The organism is Actinocorallia libanotica (assembly GCF_039525175.1).
In the GTDB taxonomy this organism is placed as follows: domain Bacteria; phylum Actinomycetota; class Actinomycetes; order Streptosporangiales; family Streptosporangiaceae; genus Actinocorallia; species Actinocorallia libanotica.
This window is the reverse complement of the sequence record NZ_BAAAHH010000022.1, coordinates 82183-105557: the sequence shown is the minus strand read 5'-3', so window position 1 is coordinate 105557 and position 23375 is coordinate 82183. Positions and strand designations below refer to the sequence as shown.

Sequence of the window (23375 nt, the reverse complement as noted above, 5' to 3'; positions counted from 1 at the left end):
AGGGAACCTCCGGTGAGCCGGATCGCAATCAAGCGCGCCCTGGTCAGCGTCTACGACAAGACGGGGCTGGAGGAACTGGCGAAGGGCCTGCACGCGGCCGGCGTCGAGATCGTCTCGACGGGCTCGACCGCCGGGCGCATCGCCGCGGCCGGCGTGCCGGTGGTCAAGGTCGAGGAGCTGACCGGCTTCCCCGAGTGCCTGGACGGGCGGGTCAAGACCCTGCACCCCAAGGTCCACGCGGGCGTCCTGGCCGACCGGCGGCTGCCCGACCACGTGCGGCAGCTGGCGGAGCTGGACGTCGAGCCTTTCGACCTGGTGATCGTCAACCTCTACCCGTTCACCGCCACGGTCGCCTCCGGCGCCGGGCCGGACGAGTGCGTCGAGCAGATCGACATCGGCGGGCCGACGATGGTGCGCGCCGCGGCCAAGAACCACCCGTCCGTGGCCGTCGTCACCTCCCCGGACGCCTACGGCGCGGTGCTCGCCGCCCTCGGGGAGGGCGGGTTCACCCTGGAGCAGCGCAAGCGCCTGGCCGGCGAGGCCTTCGCGCACACCGCCGCCTACGACGTCGCCGTCGCCTCCTGGTTCGCCGGCTCCTACGCCCCCGACGAGACCGCGGCCGAGACCGGCTGGCCGGAGTTCACCGGCTCCACCCACACCCGCCAGGCCGTGCTGCGCTACGGCGAGAACCCCCACCAGCGGGCCGCGCTCTACACCGACGGCACCGGCGGCCTGGCCGCCGCCGAGCAGCTGCACGGCAAGGAGATGTCGTACAACAACTACGTCGACACCGACGCCGCGCGGCGCAGCGCCTACGACTTCGACGAGCCCGCCGTCGCGATCATCAAGCACGCCAACCCGTGCGGCATCGCCGTCGGCGCCGACATCGCCGAGGCCCACCGCAGGGCGCACGAGTGCGACCCCGTGTCGGCGTACGGCGGCGTGATCGCGGCCAACCGCCCGGTGACCGCGGAGATGGCGCGGCAGATCGCCGACGTCTTCACCGAGGTCGTGGTGGCGCCCGGCTTCGCGGACGAGGCGCTGGAGATCCTGCGGGCCAAGAAGAACATCCGCCTGCTGGTCGCCGAGGACCTGGCGCGCGAGCCGCGCGCCGAGCTGCGCGCCATCAGCGGCGGCCTGCTGATGCAGGGCGCCGACCTGGTCGCCGAGGCCGGCGACAGCGCCGCGAACTGGGAGCTCAAGGCCGGCCCCGCCGCCTCCGCCGAGGTCCTGGCCGACCTGGAGTTCGCCTGGAAGGCCTGCCGCTCGGTCAAGTCCAACGCGATCCTCCTCGCCTTCGGCGGCGCCTCCGTCGGCGTCGGCATGGGCCAGGTCAACCGCGTCGACTCCTGCCACCTGGCCGTGAACCGCGCCGGCGAGCGCGCCGCGGGCTCCGTGGCCGCCTCGGACGCCTTCTTCCCCTTCGCCGACGGTCCCGAGGTCCTCATCGCGGGCGGCGTGAAGGCGATCGTGGAGCCCGGCGGCTCCATCCGCGACGACGAGGTCATCGCCGCCTGCGAGAAGGCCGGCATCACCCTCTACTTCACGGGCAACCGCCACTTCTTCCACTAGGAACGCCCGCCGGCGCGCGCCGGACGTTCCGTTGGAGAACGCCTGCTGACGTCGTGCTGAACGTTCTACTAAAGTGGTCGAGCAGGGAGCGCCTCCGGTCAACCGGGGGCGTTTCCGCTGATCATGGGCTCTTTTGTGGAGAGGTGCTGGTAGGCTCCCGGTGATTTCTGCCCCAAGCGCCTTTTACCTTGGAGTCCCCGTGGAGTTCCTGATGAGTGCCGTGCTGGAGAACTCCGGCAACCTCGCCGACGGCCGCCAGCTGATCGGCCTGGTGGCGGGGGCGTGCTCGGCCATGCTGGCCGCCAACGGCGGCTGGAGGCTCACCGACTGGGTGATGGCCCGGCGCGAGGGCGCCCGGTAGGCACCTTCAGGGGGCGGCAAAACCCTCCGCTAAAACGGACATATCACTCATGGCTCGGCCGTGCGCGGTGAGACCGACGATATGGATTCCGACAAGCTCCGCGCGTTCTGGGCCGCACGCCAGGGCCTGGACGGCTCGCTCGGCGCCGCCGCGCCCGCCGAGGTCCTGGCCCGGACGGGCTGGGCCCGCTCCGCGGGCGGGTTCAACCCGTACCTGACCCTCTTCAGCCGGGCCGGAACCGGCCGCCGCACCGCCGACGAGGAGATGGCCGGCGACCGGATCGGGGAGATCCCCGCCGTCCACGGCCGCGCCTACGTGCTGCCCGAGGAGGACTACGGGCTCGGCCTGCGGACCAGTGAACCGGCGGCCCGCGCCGAGGTGCGGGCCAGCGAACGGCGCGGGGTCGAGCACCGGCTGCTCGACCGGGTCGTCGACGCGCTGTACGAGGCGATCGGGGACACCCCGACCGATTTGTCCGAACTCGACATGACCGGGCTGCTGCCCGAGGGCGAGGCCGGCGAGCACACCCGCCGCGCCGCGCTCGGCCTGCTCCAGACCGCGGGCGCGATCCGGCGGGTGCCGCTGGAGGGCAGGTTCGACCGGCCCCGGCACGGCTACGTGCGCTGGGCCGACCCGCCGGCCGAACCCGAGGGGCACGACGCCCGGCTCGCGCTGGCCGAGCGGTACTGGGCGTGGATAGGCGCCGCCTCCCTGGAGCACTTCCGTCGGTTCAGCGGCCTGTCCGAGGAGGCGGCCCGCGCCGCCGTCGAGCCCCTGGACCTGCACCGACAGGTGGACGGCGACCTGCTCATCCGGGACGTCGACGAGTTCGGCGACTACGCCCCGCCGCGCACCCCGTCCTACGCCCTGGTCAGCGCCCTCGACGGCCTCCACCGGCTGCGGCACGACCTGCCCGCCGTCCTCGACCCCGAGCACGCCGACCTGCGCGGCCTGCCCGCCCAGCCGCTCTTCGACCGGGGCAGGGTCGTCGGCTTCTGGAACTTCGACGCCGACGACGGCACCGTCGTCTGGACCACCTGGACCCGGCCCGACGACGCCCTGTACGAGGCGGTGGCCCGCGCCGAGGCGTTCATCGGCGACGAGCTCGCCGACTCCCTCGGCCCCGCCCCCGACACCGTGCGCCCGCACGCCCTCGTCTGAGGCGCCCGCCACCGCGGTCGGCTGCTGTCGGCCCTCTCCGTCCGTCCTGGAACAATGAGGGCGACAGAGGCGGAGAGAGAGCGGTGTCGATGAGCGCACGGATTCTGGACGGGAAGGCCACGGCGGCCGAGATCAAGAAGGACCTCCAGCGGCGGGTCGCCGCGCTGGCCGAACGCGGGGTCACGGTGGGGCTGGGCACCGTCCTGGTCGGGGACGACCCGGGCAGCCACGCCTATGTAGGGATGAAGCACCGTGACTGCGCCGAGGTCGGCATCACCTCCCTCCGCCGCGACCTGCCGGCCGACGCCACCCAGGAGCAGGTCGAGCAGGCCGTCGCCGAACTCAACGCCGACCCCGCCTGCACCGGGTACATCGTCCAGCTCCCGCTGCCCAGGGGTCTGGACGAGCAGCGGGTGCTGGAACTCATCGACCCGGCGAAGGACGCGGACGGGCTGCACCCGGTCAACCTCGGCCGGCTGGTGATGATGAAGGACGCGCCGCTGCCCTGCACGCCCAAGGGCATCGTCGCCCTGCTGCGCCGCTACGAGGTGCCGCTGGACGGCGCGGAGGTCGTGGTCATCGGCCGCGGCCTGACCGTCGGCCGCCCGCTCGGCCTGCTGCTCACGCGGCGCAGCGAGAACGCCACGGTGACGCTGTGCCACACCGGGACCCGCGACCTCGTCCGCCACACCCGGCGCGCCGACGTCATCGTGGCCGCCGCCGGCGTCCCCGGCCTGATCACCGCGGACATGGTCAAGCCCGGCGCGGCCGTGCTCGACGTCGGCGTCTCCCGGGTCGACGGGAAGCTCGCCGGAGACGTCTCCTTCGCCGTCTCCGAGGTGGCGGGCTGGGTGGCCCCCAACCCCGGCGGGGTGGGGCCCATGACCCGCGCGATGCTCCTGTCGAACGTCGTGGAGTCCGCGGAGGCCTCCTCCTCCGCGGGCTGAGCCCGCAGGCCGCCCTCACCGGGCCGCCGCAAGGCGCCCAGCCGGCCCCTCTGCCGGCTGGGCTCCGGCCAGACGACCGCGGTGGAGCCGGGATCGTCTGACCGGTTTCCTCGATGGTCCGGGGACGTCTCCCGGACCGGTGCTGCTCCTCGTCGGACCTCTGCTGCCCCGCACTGCCCCGTGCGGGTCCTCCTCAGCTGGCCCGGCGGGTGACGGGGGTCCGCGCGGCGATGCCCGGACGGCGCGGCTCCGGGGTGAGGGGCATGGTGCGCTGAGCCTGCGGCGGTACCTTGACCGTCGGCAGGGGGCGGACCAGGCCCATGGCGATGACCTCGTTGGCCAGACGGGTACGGCGGTTGATGCCTTCGGGGACACGGAACTTCTGGTACAGACGGAGCAGGTGCTGCTTCACCGCCGCCTCCGTCACGACCAGCTCGCCCGCGATGTCCCTGGCCGTCGCGGGGGCGACGAACGCCGCGTCCGAAAGCGCGGGACGGCACAGCGCCGTCAGCACGTCGATCTCGCGGCGGGTGAGCTCGGGCGCCACGGCCCGGCGCAGTTCGACCTCCGGATCCACCTCCTCACGGGGGATGCCCCCCAGCCTGCCCCGGGCGGACCCGAAGCTGATCACGTCGCCGTCTTCGAGGACCCTGCGGGCGATCGGACGTCCGTTGACCCTGGTGCCGTTGCGCGACAGGCCCATGTCCACGACGTAGACGTAGGGTCCCCGCCGCACCAGTTCAGCGTGCAGCCGGGAGACGCTCGGGTCCTCCAGGCGGATGTCCACCCCCTTTCCTCTGCCGACCGTCGTGACGTCGGGACGTAGCGGGATCACCGCGCCACTGTCCTCGATCCGTATGAACGGCCCCTCCACTGTGGTTCCTCCCACTCAGTTAGCGACCCCTGTCGTGCGGGTTACCCGGCGTTGACACGGTCACACCCACCTACTGGTGGGTAGAACTTTCAACGGTCCGGGGTTTGCCATGGCGAGAGCTAGACTCGCGGAGTGATGACATCCGAGCAGGGAGAACGGGGCCGGGGGCGGCTCGCCGGGCACGCTCCTTACGTGATCGTTCTCATCGGAGTTCTGGGAGGGCTTTTCGCCTCCTGGCAGAACTTCCGCTCGGGTGCCTACATCATGGCCGCGTCGATGTTGTGCGGAGCGGCCTGCAGGGCCTTCCTGCCGGAGGAGAGACTGGGATTCCTCGTCACCCGCAAAAGGGTGACGGACATCACCGTCATGGCCTCATTGGGACTGGGTCTGGCTTTCTTTGCCTGGACCGCCCGCGGCGGGTAAGTGAGAACTTTGTCAACTATCGAAAACCCGGGGTGCAGGTCTAGACCTGTTCGTCCCCTTCGATACCCTCCCCATGAGCCTTACAAGGGACCGCAGGGGTGAGGAAAGGGAAGCCACCAGCCATGCCCAAGATCAAAGTACAGGGACCGGTCGTCGAGCTCGACGGCGACGAGATGACACGGATCATCTGGCAGTTCATCAAGGACCAGCTGATCCTGCCGTACCTCGACGTCGACCTGAAGTACTACGACCTGAGCATCGAGAACCGCGATGCGACGGACGACCAGGTCACCATCGACTCCGCCAACGCCATCAAGCAGTACGGCGTCGGCGTCAAGTGCGCGACCATCACCCCTGACGAAGCGCGCGTCGAAGAGTTCGGGCTGAAGAAGATGTGGCGTTCCCCCAATGGAACGATCCGCAACATCCTCGGCGGCGTCGTGTTCCGCGAGCCGATCGTCATGCAGACGATTCCGCGCCTGGTGCCCGGCTGGACCCAGCCGATCATCATCGGCCGCCACGCCCACGGCGACCAGTACCGCGCCACCGACTTCGTGGTCCCCGGTCCGGGCACCGTGACGATCTCCTACGTGCCCGAGGACGGCTCGGAGCCGATGGAGTTCGAGGTCGCCAACTTCCCCGGCGGCGGCGTCGCCATGGGCATGTACAACTTCGACGACTCGATCCGGGACTTCGCGCGCGCGACCATGCGGTACGCGCTCGACCGCAGGTTCCCGCTGTACATGTCGACGAAGAACACGATTCTCAAGGCCTACGACGGCCGCTTCAAGGACATCTTCCAGGAGATCTTCGACGCGGAGTTCAAGGCCGAGTTCGACGCGGCCGGCCTCACCTACGAGCACCGCCTGATCGACGACATGGTCGCCGCGGCGCTCAAGTGGGAGGGCGGGTTCGTCTGGGCCTGCAAGAACTACGACGGCGACGTCCAGTCCGACATCGTCGCGCAGGGCTTCGGCTCCCTGGGCCTGATGACCTCCGTGCTGATGACCCCCGACGGCAAGACCGTCGAGGCCGAGGCCGCGCACGGCACCGTGACCCGGCACTACCGCCAGCACCAGCAGGGCAAGCCCACCTCCACCAACCCGATCGCCTCGATCTTCGCGTGGACCCGCGGCCTGGCCCACCGCGGCAAGCTGGACGGCACCCCCGAGGTCACCGCCTTCGCCGAGAAGCTCGAGCAGGTCTGCGTCGAGACCGTCGAAGCGGGCCAGATGACCAAGGACCTGGCCCTGCTCGTCGGCAACGACACCCCGTGGCTGACCACCGAGGAGTTCCTCCACGCCCTCGACGTCAACCTGCAGAAGAAGATCGGCCAGTAAGGCCTCCTTCGCCTGACGGTTCCCGGGCCGCGCACCTCCTGTGGGGTGCGCGGCTCTTCGCATGTGCTGGGGCGATAGCCTGAGAGGCGCAGTATCTCGATACCGAGAGATCCCGCCCTTCTTGGAGTGAACGCGAAAATGGCACGCACCCCTGTCAACGTCACCGTCACCGGCGCGGCCGGCCAGATCGGCTACGCCCTGCTGTTCCGCATCGCGTCCGGCCAGCTGCTCGGCGCCGACGTACCGGTGAAGCTGCGGCTGCTGGAGATTCCCCAGGCGGTCAAGGCCGCCGAGGGCACCGCGATGGAGCTGGACGACTGCGCGTTCCCGCTGCTGGCCGGGATCGACATCTTCGACAACCCGACCGACGGGTTCGCCGGCGCGAACGTCGCCCTGCTGGTGGGCGCCCGCCCGCGGACCAAGGGCATGGAGCGCGGTGACCTGCTGGAGGCCAACGGCGGCATCTTCGGCCCGCAGGGCAAGGCGATCAACGACGGCGCGGCCGACGACATCCGCGTCCTGGTCGTGGGCAACCCGGCCAACACCAACGCGCTCATCGCCTCCGCCGCGGCCCCGGACGTCCCGGCCGAGCGGTTCACCGCGATGACCCGCCTCGACCACAACCGGGCGCTCTCCCAGCTCGCCGCCAAGACCGGCACCACGGTCTCCGACATCAAGAAGCTGACGATCTGGGGCAACCACTCGGCCACCCAGTACCCGGACATCTTCCACGCCGAGGTCGCGGGCAAGAACGCCGCCGAGGTCGTGAACGACGAGGCGTGGCTGGCCGACACCTTCATCCCGACCGTCGCCAAGCGCGGCGCCGCCATCATCGAGGCCCGCGGCGCCTCCTCGGCCGCCTCGGCCGCGAACGCCGCCATCGACCACGTCCACGACTGGGTCAACGGCACCCCGGAGGGCGACTGGACGTCGGCCGCCATCCCCTCGGACGGCTCCTACGGCGTGGCCGAGGGCATCATCTCCTCCTTCCCGGTCGTCTCCAAGAACGGCAAGTGGGAGATCGTCCAGGGCCTGGAGGTCAACGAGTTCTCCCGCGCCCGGATCGACGCCACGGTCGCCGAGCTCGTCGAGGAGCGCGACGCCGTCAAGCAGCTCGGCCTCATCTGAGTCCGAGCCGCTTCGGCAGCGGGCCCCGGAACGGTGTTCCGGGGCTTTTCGCATGTCAGGGCCCGTGGCCCCGGGTCAGGCGGCGTCCCGCAGGGCCTCGGCGAGGGCGAGGAGGCGCTCGTCGGAGTCGGGCATGCCGATGAGGGAGAGGGCGACGGGGAGGCCGTCGAGGGTGCCCGCGGGCAGGCTGAGGGCGGGGGCTCCGGCGATGGAGGCGAGGCAGACGTAGGGCAGGAGCCGGCTGCGGTCACCGGGGGCGTCCAGGGGCGGCGGCGTCATGGGGGCGGTGGGGACGGCCAGGACGGTGTCGCGCAGGCGGGAGCGGAGCAGGGCCGTGGTCGAGGCCAGCGCCGTGCGGGCCCCGTCGGCCTCGGCAGGGGTGATCTTCGCGGCGCGGGCGAGGCGGGCGGCCACGCCGGGACCGAACTCCGGCTTCTCGCGGGTGATCCACGCGCCGTGGGCGGCCCAGACCTCGGCGCCCTGGACGGTGCTGTAGGCGGCGACGGCCTCGGGCCAGGCGCCGGGGCCGCGGAACAGCGGGGTGCGGTCGGTCTTGAGGAGCCGCTGGAGGGCGTTCAGGGTGCCGCGCAGCGCCGCTTTGAGCTCGGGCGGGACGGGGTGCCACAGGTCGTCGGGGAGCAGGAGCCAGGTGGGGGCGGGCTGCTCGGGCCGGGGGTCCAGGAGGACCGAGGCGGCGCGGCGCAGGACGTCGGGGGTGCGGGTGAGCGCGCCGGGGACGTCGAAGGAGGGGGCGAGGGGGACGCAGCCGGCGCGGGGGACGCGGGAGTGCGTGGGGCGCAGGCCGTAGATGCCGGTGAAGGCGGCGGGGACGCGGCAGGAGCCGGAGGTGTCGGTGCCGAGGCCGATGTCGGCCAGGCCGGAGGCGACGGCGGAGGCGGAGCCGCTGGAGGAGCCGCCGGTCAGGCGGCCGGGTGCGGCGGGGTTGCGGGGGGAGCCGTAGTGGTGGTTGGTGCCGGCGAGGCTGTAGGCGAGTTCGTCGGTGTGCGTCTTGCCGGCGAAGGAGGCGCCCGCCGCGCGGAGGCGTGCGACGACCTCGGCGTCGTGTTCGGGCGCGGGATGGGTGTCGAGCCAGCGGGGGTGGCCCGCTCCGGTGGGTAGGCCCGCCACGTCGATGACGTCCTTGACCGCGAAGCTCAGCCCGGCGAGGGGGCCGGGGGCGGAGGGCTCGTCCGGGGCGGGGGGAAGCCAAGGGATCATCGGTTCGATTTCCTGCACGGCAACATTCTCGCCGTTCTCCGGCGGTGCCGGGTCAGTGAACGGCAAGTGGCGGAGTGTCATGATCGCGTTCGCTGAGGGTGATGGTTAGCCTGCCCGCCGTGATGGCGGAGCTGGAGGGTGCCGGATGCGGTGGGGCGGGCGGGTCGGGGCGGCGCTGGTCGCGGTGGTGCTGGGCGGCCTGGTGTCGGGGTCGGCGCGGGCCGAGCGGGCGTCGCTGGGGTTGAGCGTGACGGCGCAGCCGCGGGGCGCGGTGCGGCCGGGCGGGCTGCTGGACTACCGGATCGCGGTGCACAACCCGGGGGAGCGGCGGGTGCCGCGGGCGCGGATGACCGTGCGCAGGCCGGAGGGCGTGTCGGTCATCGGGCTGGCGCGGGGCTGCCGGGAGCGCGCGGCGCGGGTGGTGTGCGAGCTGGGCGCGCTGCCGCCGCACGCCCGCCGTGACGTCGTCATCTGGGGGATCGTCGACGCCGACGCGCGGGGGCGGCAGCTGCTGGTGGCGCGGGCGGGCGGGGCCAGCGCGAGGTCGGTGGTGCGGGTGCGGCCCGGCACGGATCTCGCGGTGCGGGTGCGGCCGCCGAAGAGGGCGGTGGCGGGCCGTGATCTCGTGGTGCGGGCGCAGGTGGTCAACCGGGGTCCGCGGACGGCGCGGGGCGTGTGGCTGGCGGCGGGGACCGAGGCGCGCCGCGGCGAGCGGCGGATCGGGGCGCTCCGGCCGGGCGGTTCGGCGTGGCGGAGTTTCACGCTGCGGGCGCCGTCGGACGCCGGGAAGCGGGTCGAGGTCTACGCGACGGCCGGGGCGGATCTGACGGGTGAGGTCTTTCCCGCGAACAACTCGGCGATTACTACGATTCGGCTCATTAATCGGTGATTCCCGGCAAGTCAGCGTGAACGGCAGTGATCTTGCGTTACTGTTTGCACCTTCCTAGGGCTGACTGAGGAGTTTGGTGTGTTGCGTGCCGCCGGAAGGATGTCGATCGTCGCCGGACTGGTACTGGGGGCGCTCGTTCCGGGATCGGCGGCGCAGGCGGCGCCGGTGGCGCCCAAGGGCACGGTGCCCGGCCTCGACGTGAGCGAGTGGCAGGGCCCGAAGGTCAACTGGAAGAAGATCGCCGACGACGGCGCCAGGTTCGCCATCATCCGCGCGACGCGCGGCGTCAGCCCCGTCGACGGCGACCCCAACGCCTACGTCGACAAGTACTTCGCGGTCAACCGGGACGGCGCGCGCGCCAACGGCATCCTGCAGGGCGCCTACCACTTCGCCTCCCCGCACCGCTCCGACGGCGCCACGCAGGCGAACTTCTTCGTCGACAACGGCGGCGGCTGGACCCGCGACGGCAAGAGCCTGCCGGGCGCGCTGGACATGGAGCGCGACCCCTACGCCACGCTTCCCAAGGTCAAGGACCTGCGCCAGGACTGCTACAACCTGACGCCCGAGCAGATGATCAACTGGATTCGGGACTTCAGCCGCCAGTACTTCGTGCGCACCGGCCGCTACCCGATGATCTACAGCAACCAGTCGTGGTGGAAGAACTGCACGTCCTCGCCGCAGGAGCCGAACGGCACCGCCGCCTTCAACCTCACCAACCCGCTGTGGGTGGCGAACTACAAGGAGAAGGTGACGGCTCCCGCCATGCCCGGCGGGTTCGACAAGTACACCTTCTGGCAGTTCTGGAACGGCAACGACAAGCCGTTGTTCCCCGGTGACCAGAACCTTTTCCCCGGCACCTACAAGCAGCTTCTCGCCTTCGCCAAGAAGGCGGACAAGCCCGTCGCCTACGTCGGCGTGAAGGGCCAGGCGAGCAAGAAGTTCCGGCGCGGCAAGAACGCCACCTACGCGGTCCAGGTCGGCAACGGCGGCCCCGACGCCAGCGGCAAGGTGACGCTGACCGTTCGCCTCCCCAAGGGCGTGAAGCACCGCAAGGTCTGGTCGAAGGCCTGCAAGCGCACGTCCTACGGCCTCAAGTGCACCTGGTCGAACCTCAAGAACGGCCAGCTCGTCAAGTTCACCTACGGCGTCAAGGTCACCAAGAGCCTCAAGGCCGGTGCCAAGCCCGTGCTGAAGCTCTCGGTCAGCGCCCCGAGCACGCTCGACTTCTACAAGAAGAACAACACCGCGAAGGTGAAGGCGAAGGTCACCAACTAGCGCCGAGGAGCGGGAAGGCCTGGACGGGGCGCCACACCTCGTCCCGGCCGTGCTCGGACAGCCAGAACTCGTTCACCTCGAAGACCGCGTGGAAGTCGTAGTACTCCTTGAACATGCGGTCGAGCCGTTCCTCGTCGAGGTGGTGGCCGATCGTGACGTGCGGGTGGTAGGGGAACATGAGCTCCCGGTCCAGGGGCGCCCTGCGCAGCTTCTCCTGGAGCAGCCCGCACGGGCCGATGCCCTCGGCGAGGGTGATGAACACCACCGGGGTGACGGGGCGGAAGGTCCCGGTGCCGCGCAGGCGGACCCGGAACGGCGCGGTCGTCGCGCCGACCCGGGACAGGTGGTTCTCGATGACCGGCAGCTCCTCGTCGGTCATCGGGGTGGGCGGCACCAGGGTGATGTGCGGGGGGATCTTGTCCGCCAGCGGGTCCCCGTAGGCCTCCCGGGCGCGCTGCAGGGCTCCCGCGTGCGGCTCGGGGATGGCGACCGAGACCCCGATGACCAGATCAGCCACCGCGCCTGAGCAGCCCGGCGCGCTCGCGGACGGTGGCCATGGTCGCCGCCGCGACCTCGGCCGCCCGGTCGGCGCCCTTCGCCAGGATCCGGTCGAGCTCGGCCGGGTCGTCCATCAGTTCCAGGGTGCGTTCCCTGATCGGGCCGAAGGTCTCCAGCGCGACCTCGGCCAGCTCCTTCTTCAGCTGGCCGTAGCCGGCGCCCGCGAAGTGCGCCTCGAGGTCGGGGATCGGGGTGCCGTTCAGCGCGGACAGGATGGTCAGGAGGTTGGAGACGCCGGGCTTGGTCTCCGGGTCGTACTTGATCTCGGTGCCGGTGTCGGTGACCGCGCGCATGATCTTCTTGCGCAGCGGGCCGGGCTCGTCCAGCACGTTGATGATGCCCTGCGGGGAGGAGGAGGACTTGGACATCTTGCGCTCCGGCTCCTGCAGGTCGGTGATCTTGGCGACCGACTTGAGGATGTGCGCGTTGGGCTCGACGAAGGTGGCGCCGAAGCGGTGGTTGAACCGGCCCGCCAGGGTGCGGGTGAGCTCCAGGTGCTGGCGCTGGTCCTCGCCGACGGGGACCTGGAAGTCCTTCTCGCCGACCCGCGGGGTGTACAGGAGGATGTCGGCCGCCTGCAGGACGGGGTAGGTGAACAGGCCGACGCTGGCGGCGGACGCGCCCTCCTTGGCGGACTTGTCCTTGAACTGCGTCATCCGCGACGCCTCGCCGTAGCCGGTCAGGCAGCTGAGGATCCACTGCAGCTCGGCGTGCTCGTAGACGTGGCTCTGCACGAAGAGCGTGCAGCGGGCCGGGTCGAGTCCGGCGGCCAGGAGCTGGGCGGCCGAGACGCGGGTGCGGTGGAGCAGCACCGCGGGGTCGTACTCCACGGTCATCGCGTGCAGGTTGGCCAGGAAGTAGAAGGCCTCGTGGGTGTCCTGCAGGGGGATCCACTGCCGGACGGCGCCGAGGTAGTTGCCCAGGTGGAAGGAGTCGGCCGTCGGCTGGATGCCGGAGAGGACCCGGGGGCGATTCTGCTCAGTCAACTGTCTTCTTCCTCCGCCTTGGCCGGGGCCGCCATCATGTCGATTCTCCCAGATCTCGGCGGGCCCACGGGCCCGTGGGACGGCACATGCCCGAGTGCCGTCGCCAGGAAACCCCCGATCACGCCATAAGACGTTCAGTGTCCGGGGTGTCCTCCACATGGTATTCGTCACGGATATCACCCTGGGGAGAGTTTTTCGGCGAGGCCGGGAACGGGAATCCGACGGCCGTGTGGTTAGGCTTCATGTCCTGGAGTGATCGCGAGAGGCGTCGTACGAGGCGGCCGCGGCGGTCACGGACGCAGGGGAGTGCGCACGGGATGAACGGGGTCTGGCACGCGCCCGGCAGGGTCAACCTGATCGGGGAGCACACCGACTACAACGAGGGCCTCGTCCTGCCCTTCGCGCTGCCGCAGGGCATCACGGTGGAGGGCGAGCGGCGGGACGACGGCCTGCTGGAGCTGCACTCGGGCGGGCTCCGGGAGACCGTGGAGCTGGCGGGCCTGGCCCCCGGCCGGGTGCGCGGCTGGGCCGCCTACCCGGCCGGGGTCGCCGGGGCGCTGGCCGAGGCCGGCTACCTCGTCGGCGGCGCGACCCTGCGCTTCACCTCCGACCTCCCCTCGGGCTCGGGCCTGTCGTCCTCGGCCGCGCTGGAGTGCGCCACGGCCCTGGCCCTGACCGACCTGTACGAGGTGAAGGCCGACCGCCGGGACCTGGTGAAGGTCGCCCAGCGCGCGGAGAACGCCTACGCCGGGGTGCCCTCGGGCATCCTCGACCAGTCGGCGTCCCTGCTGTGCGAGGCCGACCACGCGCTCCTGCTGGACTGCCGGACCGGCATGTCCTCCCGGATCCCGCTGAACCTGGGCGACCACCGCGTCCTGATCGTCGACACCGGGGTCCGGCACGCGCTGGAGGACGGCCGCTACGCCGACCGCCGCGCCGAGTGCGAGGAGGCGGCGCGGCAGCTGGGCGTGCCCGCGCTGCGGGACGTCAAGGACCTGGCGGCGTCCCTGTCCCTGCTGACCGACCCGGTGCTGCGCAGGCGCGTCCAGCACGTCGTCACCGAGAACCACCGGGTGGAGGCCACGGTCGGCCTGCTCAGGGCGGGCGCCGTGGGGGACGTGGGCGCCATGCTCACCGCCTCCCACCTGTCGCTGCGCGACCTCTACCAGGTCTCGTGGCCGGAGGCGGACGTGGCGGTGGAGGCGGCGGTCAAGGGCGGGGCGCGGGGCGGCCGGATGGTCGGCGGCGGCTTCGCCGGCTCGGTGATCCTGCTGGTCCGCCGCGCCGCGCTGCCCGCCGTCCGCGAGGCGGTCGGCGCCGCCTACGCCGCGCGCGGCTGGGGCGCGCCGTCCTACCTGGAGGCCGTGCCGTCGCGGGGCGCCGCCCGCCTGTCCTAGGGCCCGCCGCTCAGGCGGCGTCGGGTTCGGGGTTGAGGGGGGTGTCGGTGCGCTCGACGGTGTCGAGCGTGGCGGTCCAGGCCACGACGAGGAAGGTCATCCGGGACAGCAGGTTCATCCAGATGAGCACGCCGACGAGGACCGCGAACGAGGCGTAGACGGGGTTGGCGGTGATGTACCCGGTCAGGAAGGCGCCGATGGACTTGAGGATCTCGAAGCCGACGGCCGCCACGAGGGCGCCCTTGCCGACGTGCCGGCGGGAGGCGTTGGTGTCGGACATGCGGGTGAACAGCACCAGGAAGAGCAGGGTGTTGAACGCCAGCGCCACCGCGATGGAGGCGATCCGCAGGCTGAGCCAGGCCCAGACGGAGTCGGTGAGCCCGAGCTGCTCGACGGTGAAGGTCGTCGCGCGCACGGCGACCGTCGTGGCGGCGACCGAGCAGATCAGGATGGCGCCGAGCAGCGCCATGACGGCGAGGTCGCGCAGCTTCAGCAGGAAGAAGTTGCCGGCGCTGCGCGGCGCGCGCCCCCACAGGACCCGGATGGACTCGCGCAGCTGGGCGAGCCAGCCCAGGCCCGCCCAGCTCAGGCCGATCAGGGCGATGACGCTCGCGCCGACCCTGGCCTGGGCGATCTGCACGACGTCCAGCTGCTCGGCCAGGCCGGGCAGGTAGTCGTTGAGGGCGCGGATGAGGTAGTCGCGGAAGGTCTCGCTGAAGTACACGACGTAGCCCAGGAGCGCGTACGCCAGGGCGAGCGTGGGGAAGAAGGCGAGGAACGAGTAGAAGGTCAGGGCCGCGGCGAGCTGCTCGCCGTTCTCCCGGTCGTACCGTTGGACGGCCCGGACGAGATGTCCGAACCAAGGACGTTCGGTGCGTAGGCTCCGTAGTCTGGTGGCGGTCTTCTGGCGGAAGGCGCCGTAACGCTGCACCACCGGTGCGATCAGCCGGGTCACGAGGGGACTGTATCCACCGGATCGACCCGTCCGGCGGAGTTCGGGAACCGGATCGGGCACGGAAGGGCGGTGGGGCATGGCGGCTGCGTCGTCGGCGGCGGCCTCCGCGGTGCCGGCGGCGTCCGTACCGGTCCGCGCGGGCACCACGACGATGGCCGCGGGCCTGGTGCTGCTCGGCCTTTCCGGCGGCGTCTACCTCGCGGTCTCCGCCCGCGCCGTCGGTCCGGTCGCCTTCGCCTCGCTCTCCACGCTCTGGACGCTGGTCTACACGTTCGGGATCGGCGCCTTCCTGCCGTTCGAGCAGGAGCTGGGGCGGGCCTTCGCCGCCCGCGTCGCCCGCGGGGCGGGCACGGGGCCCCTGGTGCGCAAGGTGGTCCTGGTCTCGGCCGCGCTGCTGACCGTGCTGCTGGCGGCCGTGCTCCTGGCGGCGCCGCCGCTCGTCTCCGGGCTCTTCTCCGGCCGGTGGACGGCGCTGGGGGTGTTCGCCCTGTCCATGGCGGTGATGGCCGCCGGATACGTGACGCGCGGGGTGTACGCGGGCTCGTCGCGGTTCGGCTGGTACTCGGCGCAGCTGGGCGTGGAGGGCGTCGTGCGCATCGCCGTCTGCGGCACGCTGCTCGGCCTGGGCGTCCACGCCGCCGCCCCCTACCTGTGGCTGCTGGCGCTGGCGCCGCTGGCGGCGCTGCCGCCGACCCTGCCGGGGCTGCGCGGCGCCCTGCGGCCGGGGCCGCCCGCCCCCTGGTCGGAGCTGTCGGCCAACCTCGGCTGGCTGCTGCTGTCGGGGATCGCCGCCCAGGCGGTGGCCAACGCGGCGCTCGTGGTGCTCCAGGCCATGTCGGGACGGGACGGCACCGCCGGGCGGCTGCTCGCCGCCTTCGTCATCGCCCGGGTGCCGCTGTTCCTGTTCCAGGGCGTGCAGGCGGTGCTGCTGCCGGGCCTGGCCGGAGCGCTCGCCTCCGGCGACCGCGCGGCTTTCCGCGCCAAGCTGCGCGGGGTGCTGGCCGCGACCGGCGCGGTCGTGGCCGCCGGGGTGCTGGGCGCCGAGGCCGCCGGGCCCTGGCTGGTGCGGCTGTTCTTCGGCGAGGGGTTCGTGCTGGGCCGCGGCCACCTGGTGGTGCTGGCCGCCGCCACGGGCTGCTACATGCTGGCCCAGGTCTTCCAGGCGGGGCTGGTCGCGCTGGAGCGGCACCGCGACAACGCGCTCTGCTGGAGCGCGGCCTTCGGGGTCTTCGCGGCGGTCTGCCTGGTCCCGCTCCCCGCGCTGGTCCGGGTGGAGGCGGCGCTGACGCTCTCGTGCGCGGCGGCCGCCGTCCTCCTGGCCGCGCGGCTGCACCGGCGATGGGCCGCGCCCGTGCGCGGAACGCGCTAACGTCGTGACGTGGCGAATCCGTGGAAGTGCGCACCGTGACGACACCGCCGAAGAGGCCGAAGACCAGGGGCCAGGCGCTCGTCCTGTTCGGCGCCGGCGCGGCGGCCGGGGCCGCGGTGTGCGCGCTGGTCGCCTCCCTGCCGGACCCGCACCACGCGGCGGTGAACTCCGGCTCGCCCAAAAGCGCCACGCCCCCGCCGGCCGCCGCCGACGTGTCCGTGACGCTCGACGGGCGGACCCTGCGCATCCACAACCGGGGGCCGCACGGCACCGGGCCCGTCACCCTCGACCTGCGCCCCCTGGAAGGGCGCCTGCGGGCCTCCTGCGTCCGGACGGGCTGCGCCTGGCCCGACCTGCCGTCCGGGGAGAGCGTCGAGGTACGGGTGCGGGGCGAGGGCCGGGGGAACGCCGAGGTCCACACCACCGTCCCCGACCGCAGCCCCGGCGACAACGAGATTCCGCTCTTGCTGCGCCGTTAGCCGGCAGGCGACCGCAGGGAAGCGGGGATCGTCTGTCGGTTCTCGGGGGTCCGGGGGCGGCCCCCGGGGTCAGTCGGTGGCGGTGGGGCGCCTGCGGACGAGCAGCACGCCCACGCCCGCCAGGATGAAGCCGCCGCCGATCGCGCCGAGCAGCAGGTTGTCGTTGGAGTCGGAGTCCTTGGAGCCGGAGCCCTTCTGGGCCTCGCGCCGGGCGGGGTCCGACGGGTCGGCCGTCGCCGCGGCGGAGGGGGCGACCAGCGCGTCGACCGGCTCGACCTTCCCGGCGTTGGCGAAGCCCCAGTCGAAGAGGGCCTTGGCGTTGTCCCACAGGCTCTCGGCCTTCATGAGCGCGATGACGATCCGCCGCCCGTCGCGCTCGGCCGCGCCCACGAACGTCTGGCGCGCGGCGTTGGTGTAGCCGTTCTTGCCGGCGATGAATCCCTTGTACTGCTGGGACTCGCCCGGGAGCATCCGGATGTGGGAGTAGATCGGCATCATGTACTGCTTGGCGGGGATCTTCTTCTTGGTCTTCTTGTCGACCTTCGCCGGGCGCAGCGCGGGGAACTTCGCGTGCACCGTCGAGGCGTACTCGACGAACTCGGGCTCGGCCAGCCCCGCCCGCAGGATCAGCGCCAGGTCGTAGGAGGTCGTGTACTGCGTCCTGACGTCCAGGCCGAGGTCGACGTCCAGGCCGTTAGGGGAGCCCGCCAGGGTGTTCCGGGCGCCGATCCGCCTGGCCTCGGCGTTCATCAGGTCCAGGGTCGGCCGCATCCCGCCCTGCGGCAGGGTCAGGGTCATCGCCGCGTCGTTCGCCGACGCCATGAGCAGCGCCCGGAACAGGTCGGCGGACTTGTAGCTCAGCTTCGGCGTCATGCCGACCTTGGTGCCCTCGGGCTCCACGCTCTCGCGCGTCGGGGTGATCTCGGTGTCCCCGCCGAGCAGCGGGATGAGGGTGACCGCGGTGAGGACCTTCTGCGTGCTGGCCGGCAGGAAGTGCTTGTGCGGGTTGCGCGCCGCCAGCACCTCGCCGGTGTCGGCGTCCGCGATGATCCAGGACCCCGCCTTGATCTTCTTCAGCGGCGCGTCCGGCCCGGCGGCGGCGGGCACGGGGGCCAGCGCGACGGTCAGCATGGCGGCGGCAGCCGCGGCGGCGGCTCTGTGCGGTGCTCCCATGAAGACGAGAGCCTAACCGGCCGGGCCCGGCCGCCGCCTACCCTGCAAGGGTGACTTCTCGACGTTCGGCCGTGTTCATGCTGGCACTGGCCGCCTTCATGGCCTTTGAATGGATCATGCTCGCCAACAACCTGGGCAGCGGCCCGCGGCGGGCCACGGCGTTCTACGTCGTGCACTACGTCCTGGCGGCGGCCAACGTGGTCTTCGCCGCGATCCTCGCGTGGATCGGGTGGAAGGCATGGAAGAGGTCATCGTGACACCCCGCTCGCACTCATCTCATAAGGGTTCGCCTACCATCCCTTCCATGGAGTTGGCTGCTGCCTTCCCCCAAGCTGAGCGCGAGCGTTGGCGGGAGCTATTGAAGGGCGTACTCCGCAAGTCCGGAGCCGCCACCGAAGACACCCCTCTCGACGCCGTCGAGGCGCTGCTCACAAGGCAGACCTATGACGGTGTCCCGATCGCACCCCTGTACACCGCGGACGAGGCGATCGCCTCGCGGCCCTTCGCCACCGCCCCGCGCGACGGAGACGAGAACCCGGCGGGCTGGGACGTGCGGCAACGGCACACCGACCCGAACCCCGGGCGCACCCGCGAGGCCGTCCTGGCCGACCTGGAGAACGGCGCCACCTCGGTGTGGCTGGCCGTCGGCGACGCCGGCGTCCCGGTCGAGGCGCTGGGCGAGGCCCTCAAGGGCGTGCACACCGACCTGGCGCCGGTCGTCCTGGACGCCGGACCGCAGACCGGTCAGGCCGCCGAGGCCTTCCTCGCGCTGGCGACGCCCGAGACGCTGGGCAACCTCGGCGCCGACCCGCTCGGCCTGGCCGCCCGCACCGGCGTACGCGCCCCGGTGCCGGTCGACCTGGCGCGGCGCGTCGCCGCGGAGTTCCCGGGCATCCGCACCTTCGCCGTGGACGGCACGGTCCACCACGACGCGGGCGGCTCCGACGCCCAGGAGCTCGGCGCGGTCCTCGCCGCCGCCGTGGCCTACCTGCGGGAGCTGACCGAGGCCGGACTGAGCGTCGACGAGGCCGCCGGGCAGCTGGAATTCCGCTACGCCGCGCACGCCGACCAGTTCCTCACCATCGCCAAGCTCCGCGCCGCGCGCCGCCTGTGGACGCGGGTCGCCTCGCTGTCCGGGGTCTCCGACACCACCGCGCGGATCCACGCGGTGACGTCGAGCGCGATGATGACCGAGCGCGACCCGTGGGTGAACATGCTGCGCACGACCGTCGCGTGCTTCGCCGCCGGAGTGGGCGGCGCGGACGCGGTGACCGTCCAGCCGTTCGACGCCCGGATCGGCCTGCCCGACGCCTTCTCGCGCCGCATCGCCCGCAACACCCAGACGCTGCTGCTGGAGGAGTCCTCCCTGGCCCGCGTCGTGGACCCGGCGGGCGGCTCCTGGTACGTCGAGCAGCTCACCGAGCAGCTCGCCCAGGCCGCCTGGCAGTGGTTCACCGAGATCGAGAAGGCCGGCGGCCTGGCCGCCGCGCTGGACTCCGGCCTCGTCGAGCGCGAGCTCGCCGCCACCTGGGAGAAGCGCCGCAAGGACCTCGCCCGGCGCAAGGCCCCGCTGACCGGCGTCAGCGAGTTCCCCAACCTGACCGAGGAGCTGCCCGTACGCGAGGCGGCTCCCGAGCCGCCGGGCGGCGGGCTGCCGCGGCACGCCTACGCCCAGGACTACGAGGCGCTGCGCGACCTGGCCGACGCCCAGGCCGTACGGCCGAAGGTCTTCCTGGCCACCCTCGGCCCCGTCGCCGTGCACACCGCGCGCGCCACGTTCGCCGCGAACCTGTTCCAGGCGGGCGGCATCGAGACCGTCGCCGGCGCGCCCGAGGAGTTCGACGGCGGCGTGGCGGTCCTCTGCTCCAGCGACAAGCTGTACGCCGAGCAGGCCGAGGCCGCCGCCAAGACGCTCCGGGAGCGCGGCGCCGTCAAGGTCTGGCTGGCGGGCAAGGGCTCCTACACCGGGGTGGACGGCAACGTCTTCGCCGGGTGCAACGTGATCGAAGTCCTGGAGGGCACCCTTCGGGACCTGGGAGTGACCGCATGAGCATCCCCGACTTCTCCGACGTCCCGCTGGGCGAGCCCGTAGCGCCGGACGTCCTCGAAAAGCAGTGGCGCGAGGCCGCGGGCGAGCGCCCGTCCTGGGAGACGCCCGAAGGCATCGGCGTCAAGCCGCTGTACGACGCCTCGGACCTGGCCGGCCTGGACTTCCTGGGCACCTTCCCGGGCATCAAGCCGTTCCTGCGCGGCCCGTACGCGCCGATGTACGCCACGCAGCCGTGGACGATCCGGCAGTACGCCGGGTTCTCCACCGCCGAGGAGTCCAACGCCTTCTACCGCCGCAACCTCGCGGCCGGGCAGAAGGGCCTGTCGGTGGCGTTCGACCTCGCCACCCACCGCGGCTACGACTCCGACCACCCGCGCGTGGCCGGCGACGTCGGCATGGCCGGTGTGGCGATCGACTCCATCTACGACATGCGGCAGCTGTTCGACGGGATCCCCCTCGACAAGATGTCGGTGTCGATGACGATGAACGGCGCGGTCCTGCCCGTGCTGGCCCTGTACGTGGTGGCGGCCGAGGAGCAGGGGGTGAAGCCGGAGCAGCTCGCGGGGACGATCCAGAACGACATCCTCAAGGAGTTCATGGTCCGCAACACCTACATCTACCCGCCCGCCCCCTCGATGCGGATCATCTCCGACATCTTTGCGTACACCTCGCAGAAGATGCCGAAGTACAACTCGATCTCCATCTCGGGCTACCACATCCAGGAAGCCGGGGCCACGGCCGACCTGGAGCTCGCCTACACCCTCGCCGACGGCGTGGAGTACATCCGGGCGGGCCAGGCCGCGGGCCTGGACATCGACGCGTTCGCGCCGCGCCTGTCGTTCTTCTGGGCGATCGGCATGAACTTCTTCATGGAAGTCGCCAAGATGCGGGCCGGGCGCCTCCTGTGGGCCAAGCTCGTCAAGGAGTTCGGCCCCAAGAGCGACAAGTCGCTGTCCCTGCGCACCCACTCCCAGACCTCCGGCTGGTCGCTGACCGCCCAGGACGTCTACAACAACGTGGCGCGCACCTGCATCGAGGCGATGGCCGCGACCCAGGGCCACACCCAGTCGCTGCACACCAACGCCCTCGACGAGGCGCTGGCGCTGCCGACGGACTTCTCCGCGCGCATCGCCCGCAACACCCAGCTGCTGCTCCAGCAGGAGTCCGGCACCACCCGGGTCATCGACCCGTGGGGCGGCTCCTACTACATGGAGAAGCTCACCCACGACCTCGCCGCCCGCGCCTGGGAGCACATCCAGGAGGTCGAGAAGTTCGGCGGCATGGCCAAGGCCATCGACGAGGGGCTGCCCAAGCTCCGCATCGAGGAGGCCGCGGCCCGCACCCAGGCCCGCATCGACTCCGGCCGCCAGCCGGTCATCGGCGTCAACAAGTACCGGCCGGACGTGGACGAGCTCATCGACGTCCTCAAGGTCGACAACGCCTCCGTGCGGGCCCAGCAGATCGCCAAGCTGGAGCGGCTGCGCGCCGAGCGCGACCCGGCCGAGGTCTCCCGCGCGCTGGCCGCCCTGACGGCCGCCGCCGGCGCCGAGCAGGTCGCCGACCTGGAGCACAACCTGCTCAAGCTCGCCATCGACGCGGCCCGCGCCAAGGCGACCGTCGGGGAGATCTCCGACGCGCTGGAGAAGGTCTACGGCCGCCACTCCGCCACGATCCGTACCATCTCAGGTGTGTACCGGGAGGAGGCCGGAACCGTGTCCGCGATCGAGAACGCCCGCAAGGCGACCGACGAGTTCGCCGAGGCCGAGGGGCGCCGCCCCCGCATCCTGGTGGCCAAGATGGGCCAGGACGGCCACGACCGGGGCCAGAAGGTGATCGCCTCCGGCTTCGCCGACCTCGGCTTCGACGTCGACGTCGGCCCGCTGTTCCAGACCCCCGAGGAGGTCGCCCGCCAGGCGGTGGAGGCCGACGTGCACATCGTCGGCGCCAGCTCCCTGGCCGCGGGGCACCTGACCCTGGTGCCCGCCCTCAAGGCCGCGCTCGCCGAGCTCGGCCGCGAGGACATCATGATCGTCGTCGGCGGCGTCATCCCGCCGCAGGACTTCGACGCGCTCCGCGCCGCCGGGGCGTCGGCGATCTTCCCGCCCGGCACGGTCATCGCCGAAGCCGCGCTCGACCTGCTGAAGGAGTTGTCCAGCAGCCTTGGCCACGCCTGACGTCAAGGACTATGTGAACGGGGTCCGGGAGGGCTCCCGGGCATGGATCGCCCGCGCGATCACGCTCGTGGAGTCCACCCGCCCCGACCACCGGGAGCTCGCCCAGGCCGTCCTGGCCGAGCTCACCCCGTACGCCGGGAACGCCCGCCGCGTCGGCATCACCGGCGTCCCCGGCGTCGGCAAGTCCACCACGATCGACGCCCTCGGCTCCCACCTGACCGCCAGGGGCCACCGGGTCGCCGTCCTGGCCGTCGACCCGTCGTCCACCCGGACGGGCGGCTCGATCCTGGGCGACAAGACCCGCATGGCCCGCCTGGCCGCCGACCCGAACGCGTTCATCCGCCCGTCCCCGACGGCCGGCACGCTGGGCGGCGTGGCGAGGGCGACCCGCGAGGCCATGGTCGTCATGGAGGCCGCCGGCCACGACGTGATCCTCGTGGAGACCGTCGGTGTGGGCCAGTCCGAGACGACGGTCGCCGAGATGACCGACTCCTTCCTGTTCCTGACGATCGCCCGCACCGGCGACCAGCTCCAGGGCATCAAGAAGGGCGTCCTGGAGCTCGCCGACGTCATCGCCGTCAACAAGGCCGACGGCGACCACGCCATGGAGGCCAAGCGCGCCGCCCGCGAGCTGTCCGGCGCCCTCCGCCTCCTGCGCGGCGGCTCCGAGCGCGTCGTCCCCGTCCTGACCTGCAGCGCCCTGGAGGACACCGGCCTCTCGGAGGTCTGGGACCAGATCATCGCCCACCAGGACGCCCTCCGCGAGTCCGGCGAACTCGACCGCCGCCGCCGCACCCAGCAGATCCGCTGGACCTGGGCCATGGTCGAGGACCGCCTCCTCCACGCCCTGCGCACCGACCCCGCCGTCCAGGCCCTCACCCCCGACCTGGAACGCCGCGTCGCCGACGGCGAACTCCCCCCGTCCGTGGCCGCCGACCAGATCCTCAAGGCCTTCTCCACCGACTGACCACCCGCCGGAGAAGGCCTCCGGGCCTGCCGCACGCTCGGCGAGCCGATCGGCGTCTCGGTTCCGAGGGCCTCAAGGC

General features: G+C 72.0%; 22 protein-coding genes. 16 read left to right on the top strand and 6 right to left on the bottom strand.

Annotated elements, in window-relative coordinates; all coding sequences use genetic code 11:
* The first annotated feature begins 12 nt into the window (after positions 1-12).
* The 4 genes from purH to ABD140_RS24545 all read left to right on the top strand — a co-directional run bounded on the left by purH (position 13) and on the right by ABD140_RS24545 (position 4041).
* Positions 13-1572: a bifunctional phosphoribosylaminoimidazolecarboxamide formyltransferase/IMP cyclohydrolase gene (purH, locus tag ABD140_RS24560; RefSeq protein ID WP_344243315.1), complete on the top strand. Its 1560-nt coding sequence runs from the start codon at positions 13-15 to the stop codon at positions 1570-1572.
* A gap of 211 nt (positions 1573-1783) precedes the next feature.
* Positions 1784-1933, top strand: a complete 150-nt coding sequence (locus ABD140_RS24555) for a hypothetical protein (RefSeq protein ID WP_344243314.1) — start codon at positions 1784-1786, stop codon at positions 1931-1933.
* Positions 1934-2014: 81 nt separating this feature from the next.
* Positions 2015-3094 carry a winged helix DNA-binding domain-containing protein gene (locus ABD140_RS24550; RefSeq protein WP_344243313.1) on the top strand — a complete coding sequence of 360 codons (1080 nt, stop codon included), beginning with the start codon at positions 2015-2017 and terminating at the stop codon, positions 3092-3094.
* Between the two features lie 89 nt (positions 3095-3183).
* A complete protein-coding gene (locus tag ABD140_RS24545; RefSeq protein WP_344243312.1) occupies positions 3184-4041 on the top strand; it encodes a bifunctional methylenetetrahydrofolate dehydrogenase/methenyltetrahydrofolate cyclohydrolase in 858 nt (285 codons plus the stop codon).
* Between the two features lie 193 nt (positions 4042-4234).
* Here ABD140_RS24545 and ABD140_RS24540 read toward each other — a convergent pair whose 3' ends face one another.
* Positions 4235-4915, bottom strand: coding sequence for an FHA domain-containing protein (locus tag ABD140_RS24540; protein WP_344243311.1), 681 nt, complete (start codon positions 4913-4915; stop codon positions 4235-4237).
* A 192-nt stretch (positions 4916-5107) separates the two neighbouring features.
* On the opposite strand from ABD140_RS24540, the gene ABD140_RS24535 reads away from it, so the two are divergent.
* The 3 genes from ABD140_RS24535 to ABD140_RS24525 all read left to right on the top strand — a co-directional run bounded on the left by ABD140_RS24535 (position 5108) and on the right by ABD140_RS24525 (position 7806).
* Positions 5108-5338 (top strand): DUF3017 domain-containing protein, encoded by a 231-nt coding sequence (locus ABD140_RS24535; RefSeq protein WP_344243310.1) that lies wholly within the window; start codon positions 5108-5110, stop codon positions 5336-5338.
* A 122-nt stretch (positions 5339-5460) separates the two neighbouring features.
* Entirely contained in the window at positions 5461-6678 is a 1218-nt protein-coding gene (locus ABD140_RS24530) for an NADP-dependent isocitrate dehydrogenase (protein WP_344243309.1), read from the top strand.
* Between the two features lie 138 nt (positions 6679-6816).
* The gene (locus ABD140_RS24525; protein ID WP_344243308.1) at positions 6817-7806 is read left to right on the top strand and encodes a malate dehydrogenase; all 990 of its coding nucleotides are present in this window, start codon (positions 6817-6819) and stop codon (positions 7804-7806) included.
* Between the two features lie 75 nt (positions 7807-7881).
* Here ABD140_RS24525 and ABD140_RS24520 read toward each other — a convergent pair whose 3' ends face one another.
* The gene (locus ABD140_RS24520) at positions 7882-9042 is read right to left on the bottom strand and encodes an amidase (protein WP_344243307.1); all 1161 of its coding nucleotides are present in this window, start codon (positions 9040-9042) and stop codon (positions 7882-7884) included.
* 127 nt (positions 9043-9169) lie between these two features.
* Here ABD140_RS24520 and ABD140_RS24515 point away from each other — a divergent pair, with 127 nt between their 5' ends.
* Positions 9170-9913, top strand: a complete 744-nt coding sequence (locus ABD140_RS24515; protein WP_344243306.1) for a hypothetical protein — start codon at positions 9170-9172, stop codon at positions 9911-9913.
* A 78-nt stretch (positions 9914-9991) separates the two neighbouring features.
* Entirely contained in the window at positions 9992-11188 is a 1197-nt protein-coding gene (locus ABD140_RS24510; RefSeq protein ID WP_344243305.1) for a GH25 family lysozyme, read from the top strand.
* Here ABD140_RS24510 and ABD140_RS24505 read toward each other — a convergent pair.
* Together ABD140_RS24505 and trpS are read right to left on the bottom strand one after the other, a co-directional pair.
* Positions 11178-11705 (bottom strand): 2'-5' RNA ligase family protein, encoded by a 528-nt coding sequence (locus ABD140_RS24505; protein WP_344243304.1) that lies wholly within the window; start codon positions 11703-11705, stop codon positions 11178-11180. The genes ABD140_RS24510 and ABD140_RS24505 overlap by 11 nt on opposite strands.
* The gene (trpS, locus tag ABD140_RS24500) at positions 11698-12732 is read right to left on the bottom strand and encodes a tryptophan--tRNA ligase (RefSeq protein WP_344243303.1); all 1035 of its coding nucleotides are present in this window, start codon (positions 12730-12732) and stop codon (positions 11698-11700) included. The genes ABD140_RS24505 and trpS overlap by 8 nt, the downstream gene beginning before the upstream one ends.
* 317 nt (positions 12733-13049) lie before the next feature.
* Between trpS and galK the strand changes: the two genes are divergently transcribed.
* Complete coding sequence (galK, locus tag ABD140_RS24495; protein ID WP_344243302.1) at positions 13050-14129, top strand: galactokinase; 1080 nt, start codon at positions 13050-13052, stop codon at positions 14127-14129.
* Positions 14130-14139: 10 nt separating this feature from the next.
* Here galK and ABD140_RS24490 read toward each other — a convergent pair whose 3' ends face one another.
* Complete coding sequence (locus ABD140_RS24490) at positions 14140-15084, bottom strand: YihY/virulence factor BrkB family protein (RefSeq protein ID WP_344243301.1); 945 nt, start codon at positions 15082-15084, stop codon at positions 14140-14142.
* Positions 15085-15160: 76 nt separating this feature from the next.
* Between ABD140_RS24490 and ABD140_RS24485 the strand changes: the two genes are divergently transcribed.
* Together ABD140_RS24485 and ABD140_RS24480 are read left to right on the top strand one after the other, a co-directional pair.
* Positions 15161-16453, top strand: a complete 1293-nt coding sequence (locus tag ABD140_RS24485) for a lipopolysaccharide biosynthesis protein (RefSeq protein WP_344243300.1) — start codon at positions 15161-15163, stop codon at positions 16451-16453.
* A 35-nt stretch (positions 16454-16488) separates the two neighbouring features.
* Positions 16489-16932 carry a hypothetical protein gene (locus tag ABD140_RS24480; RefSeq protein ID WP_344243299.1) on the top strand — a complete coding sequence of 148 codons (444 nt, stop codon included), beginning with the start codon at positions 16489-16491 and terminating at the stop codon, positions 16930-16932.
* A 69-nt stretch (positions 16933-17001) separates the two neighbouring features.
* Here ABD140_RS24480 and ABD140_RS24475 read toward each other — a convergent pair whose 3' ends face one another.
* Complete coding sequence (locus ABD140_RS24475) at positions 17002-18105, bottom strand: D-alanyl-D-alanine carboxypeptidase family protein (protein WP_344243298.1); 1104 nt, start codon at positions 18103-18105, stop codon at positions 17002-17004.
* 50 nt (positions 18106-18155) lie between these two features.
* Between ABD140_RS24475 and ABD140_RS24470 the strand changes: the two genes are divergently transcribed.
* From ABD140_RS24470 to meaB, 4 genes are read left to right on the top strand one after another with little or no spacing between them, the layout of a single operon-like run.
* Positions 18156-18362: an SCO4848 family membrane protein gene (locus tag ABD140_RS24470; protein WP_344243297.1), complete on the top strand. Its 207-nt coding sequence runs from the start codon at positions 18156-18158 to the stop codon at positions 18360-18362.
* Positions 18363-18409: 47 nt separating this feature from the next.
* Positions 18410-20155: a methylmalonyl-CoA mutase family protein gene (locus ABD140_RS24465; RefSeq protein ID WP_344243296.1), complete on the top strand. Its 1746-nt coding sequence runs from the start codon at positions 18410-18412 to the stop codon at positions 20153-20155.
* A complete protein-coding gene (gene scpA, locus ABD140_RS24460) occupies positions 20152-22329 on the top strand; it encodes a methylmalonyl-CoA mutase (protein WP_344243295.1) in 2178 nt (725 codons plus the stop codon). The genes ABD140_RS24465 and scpA overlap by 4 nt, the downstream gene beginning before the upstream one ends.
* A complete protein-coding gene (meaB, locus tag ABD140_RS24455) occupies positions 22316-23296 on the top strand; it encodes a methylmalonyl Co-A mutase-associated GTPase MeaB (protein WP_344243294.1) in 981 nt (326 codons plus the stop codon). The genes scpA and meaB overlap by 14 nt, the downstream gene beginning before the upstream one ends.
* Positions 23297-23375 lie beyond the last annotated feature (79 nt).

Bases quoted from the DNA above. Each gene is read 5' to 3' on its own strand.
- ABD140_RS24475 (WP_344243298.1), bottom strand. From the start codon at position 18,105: ATGGGAGCACCGCACAGAGCCGCCGCCGCGGCTGCCGCCGCCATGCTG.
- scpA (WP_344243295.1), top strand. From the start codon at position 20,152: ATGAGCATCCCCGACTTCTCCGACGTCCCGCTGGGCGAGCCCGTAGCG.
- ABD140_RS24550 (WP_344243313.1), top strand. From the start codon at position 2,015: ATGGATTCCGACAAGCTCCGCGCGTTCTGGGCCGCACGCCAGGGCCTG.
- ABD140_RS24530 (WP_344243309.1), top strand. From the start codon at position 5,461: ATGCCCAAGATCAAAGTACAGGGACCGGTCGTCGAGCTCGACGGCGAC.
- ABD140_RS24515 (WP_344243306.1), top strand. From the start codon at position 9,170: ATGCGGTGGGGCGGGCGGGTCGGGGCGGCGCTGGTCGCGGTGGTGCTG.
- ABD140_RS24525 (WP_344243308.1), top strand. From the start codon at position 6,817: ATGGCACGCACCCCTGTCAACGTCACCGTCACCGGCGCGGCCGGCCAG.
- ABD140_RS24485 (WP_344243300.1), top strand. From the start codon at position 15,161: ATGGCGGCTGCGTCGTCGGCGGCGGCCTCCGCGGTGCCGGCGGCGTCC.
- ABD140_RS24465 (WP_344243296.1), top strand. From the start codon at position 18,410: ATGGAGTTGGCTGCTGCCTTCCCCCAAGCTGAGCGCGAGCGTTGGCGG.
- galK (WP_344243302.1), top strand. From the start codon at position 13,050: ATGAACGGGGTCTGGCACGCGCCCGGCAGGGTCAACCTGATCGGGGAG.
- ABD140_RS24545 (WP_344243312.1), top strand. From the start codon at position 3,184: ATGAGCGCACGGATTCTGGACGGGAAGGCCACGGCGGCCGAGATCAAG.
- ABD140_RS24555 (WP_344243314.1), top strand. From the start codon at position 1,784: ATGAGTGCCGTGCTGGAGAACTCCGGCAACCTCGCCGACGGCCGCCAG.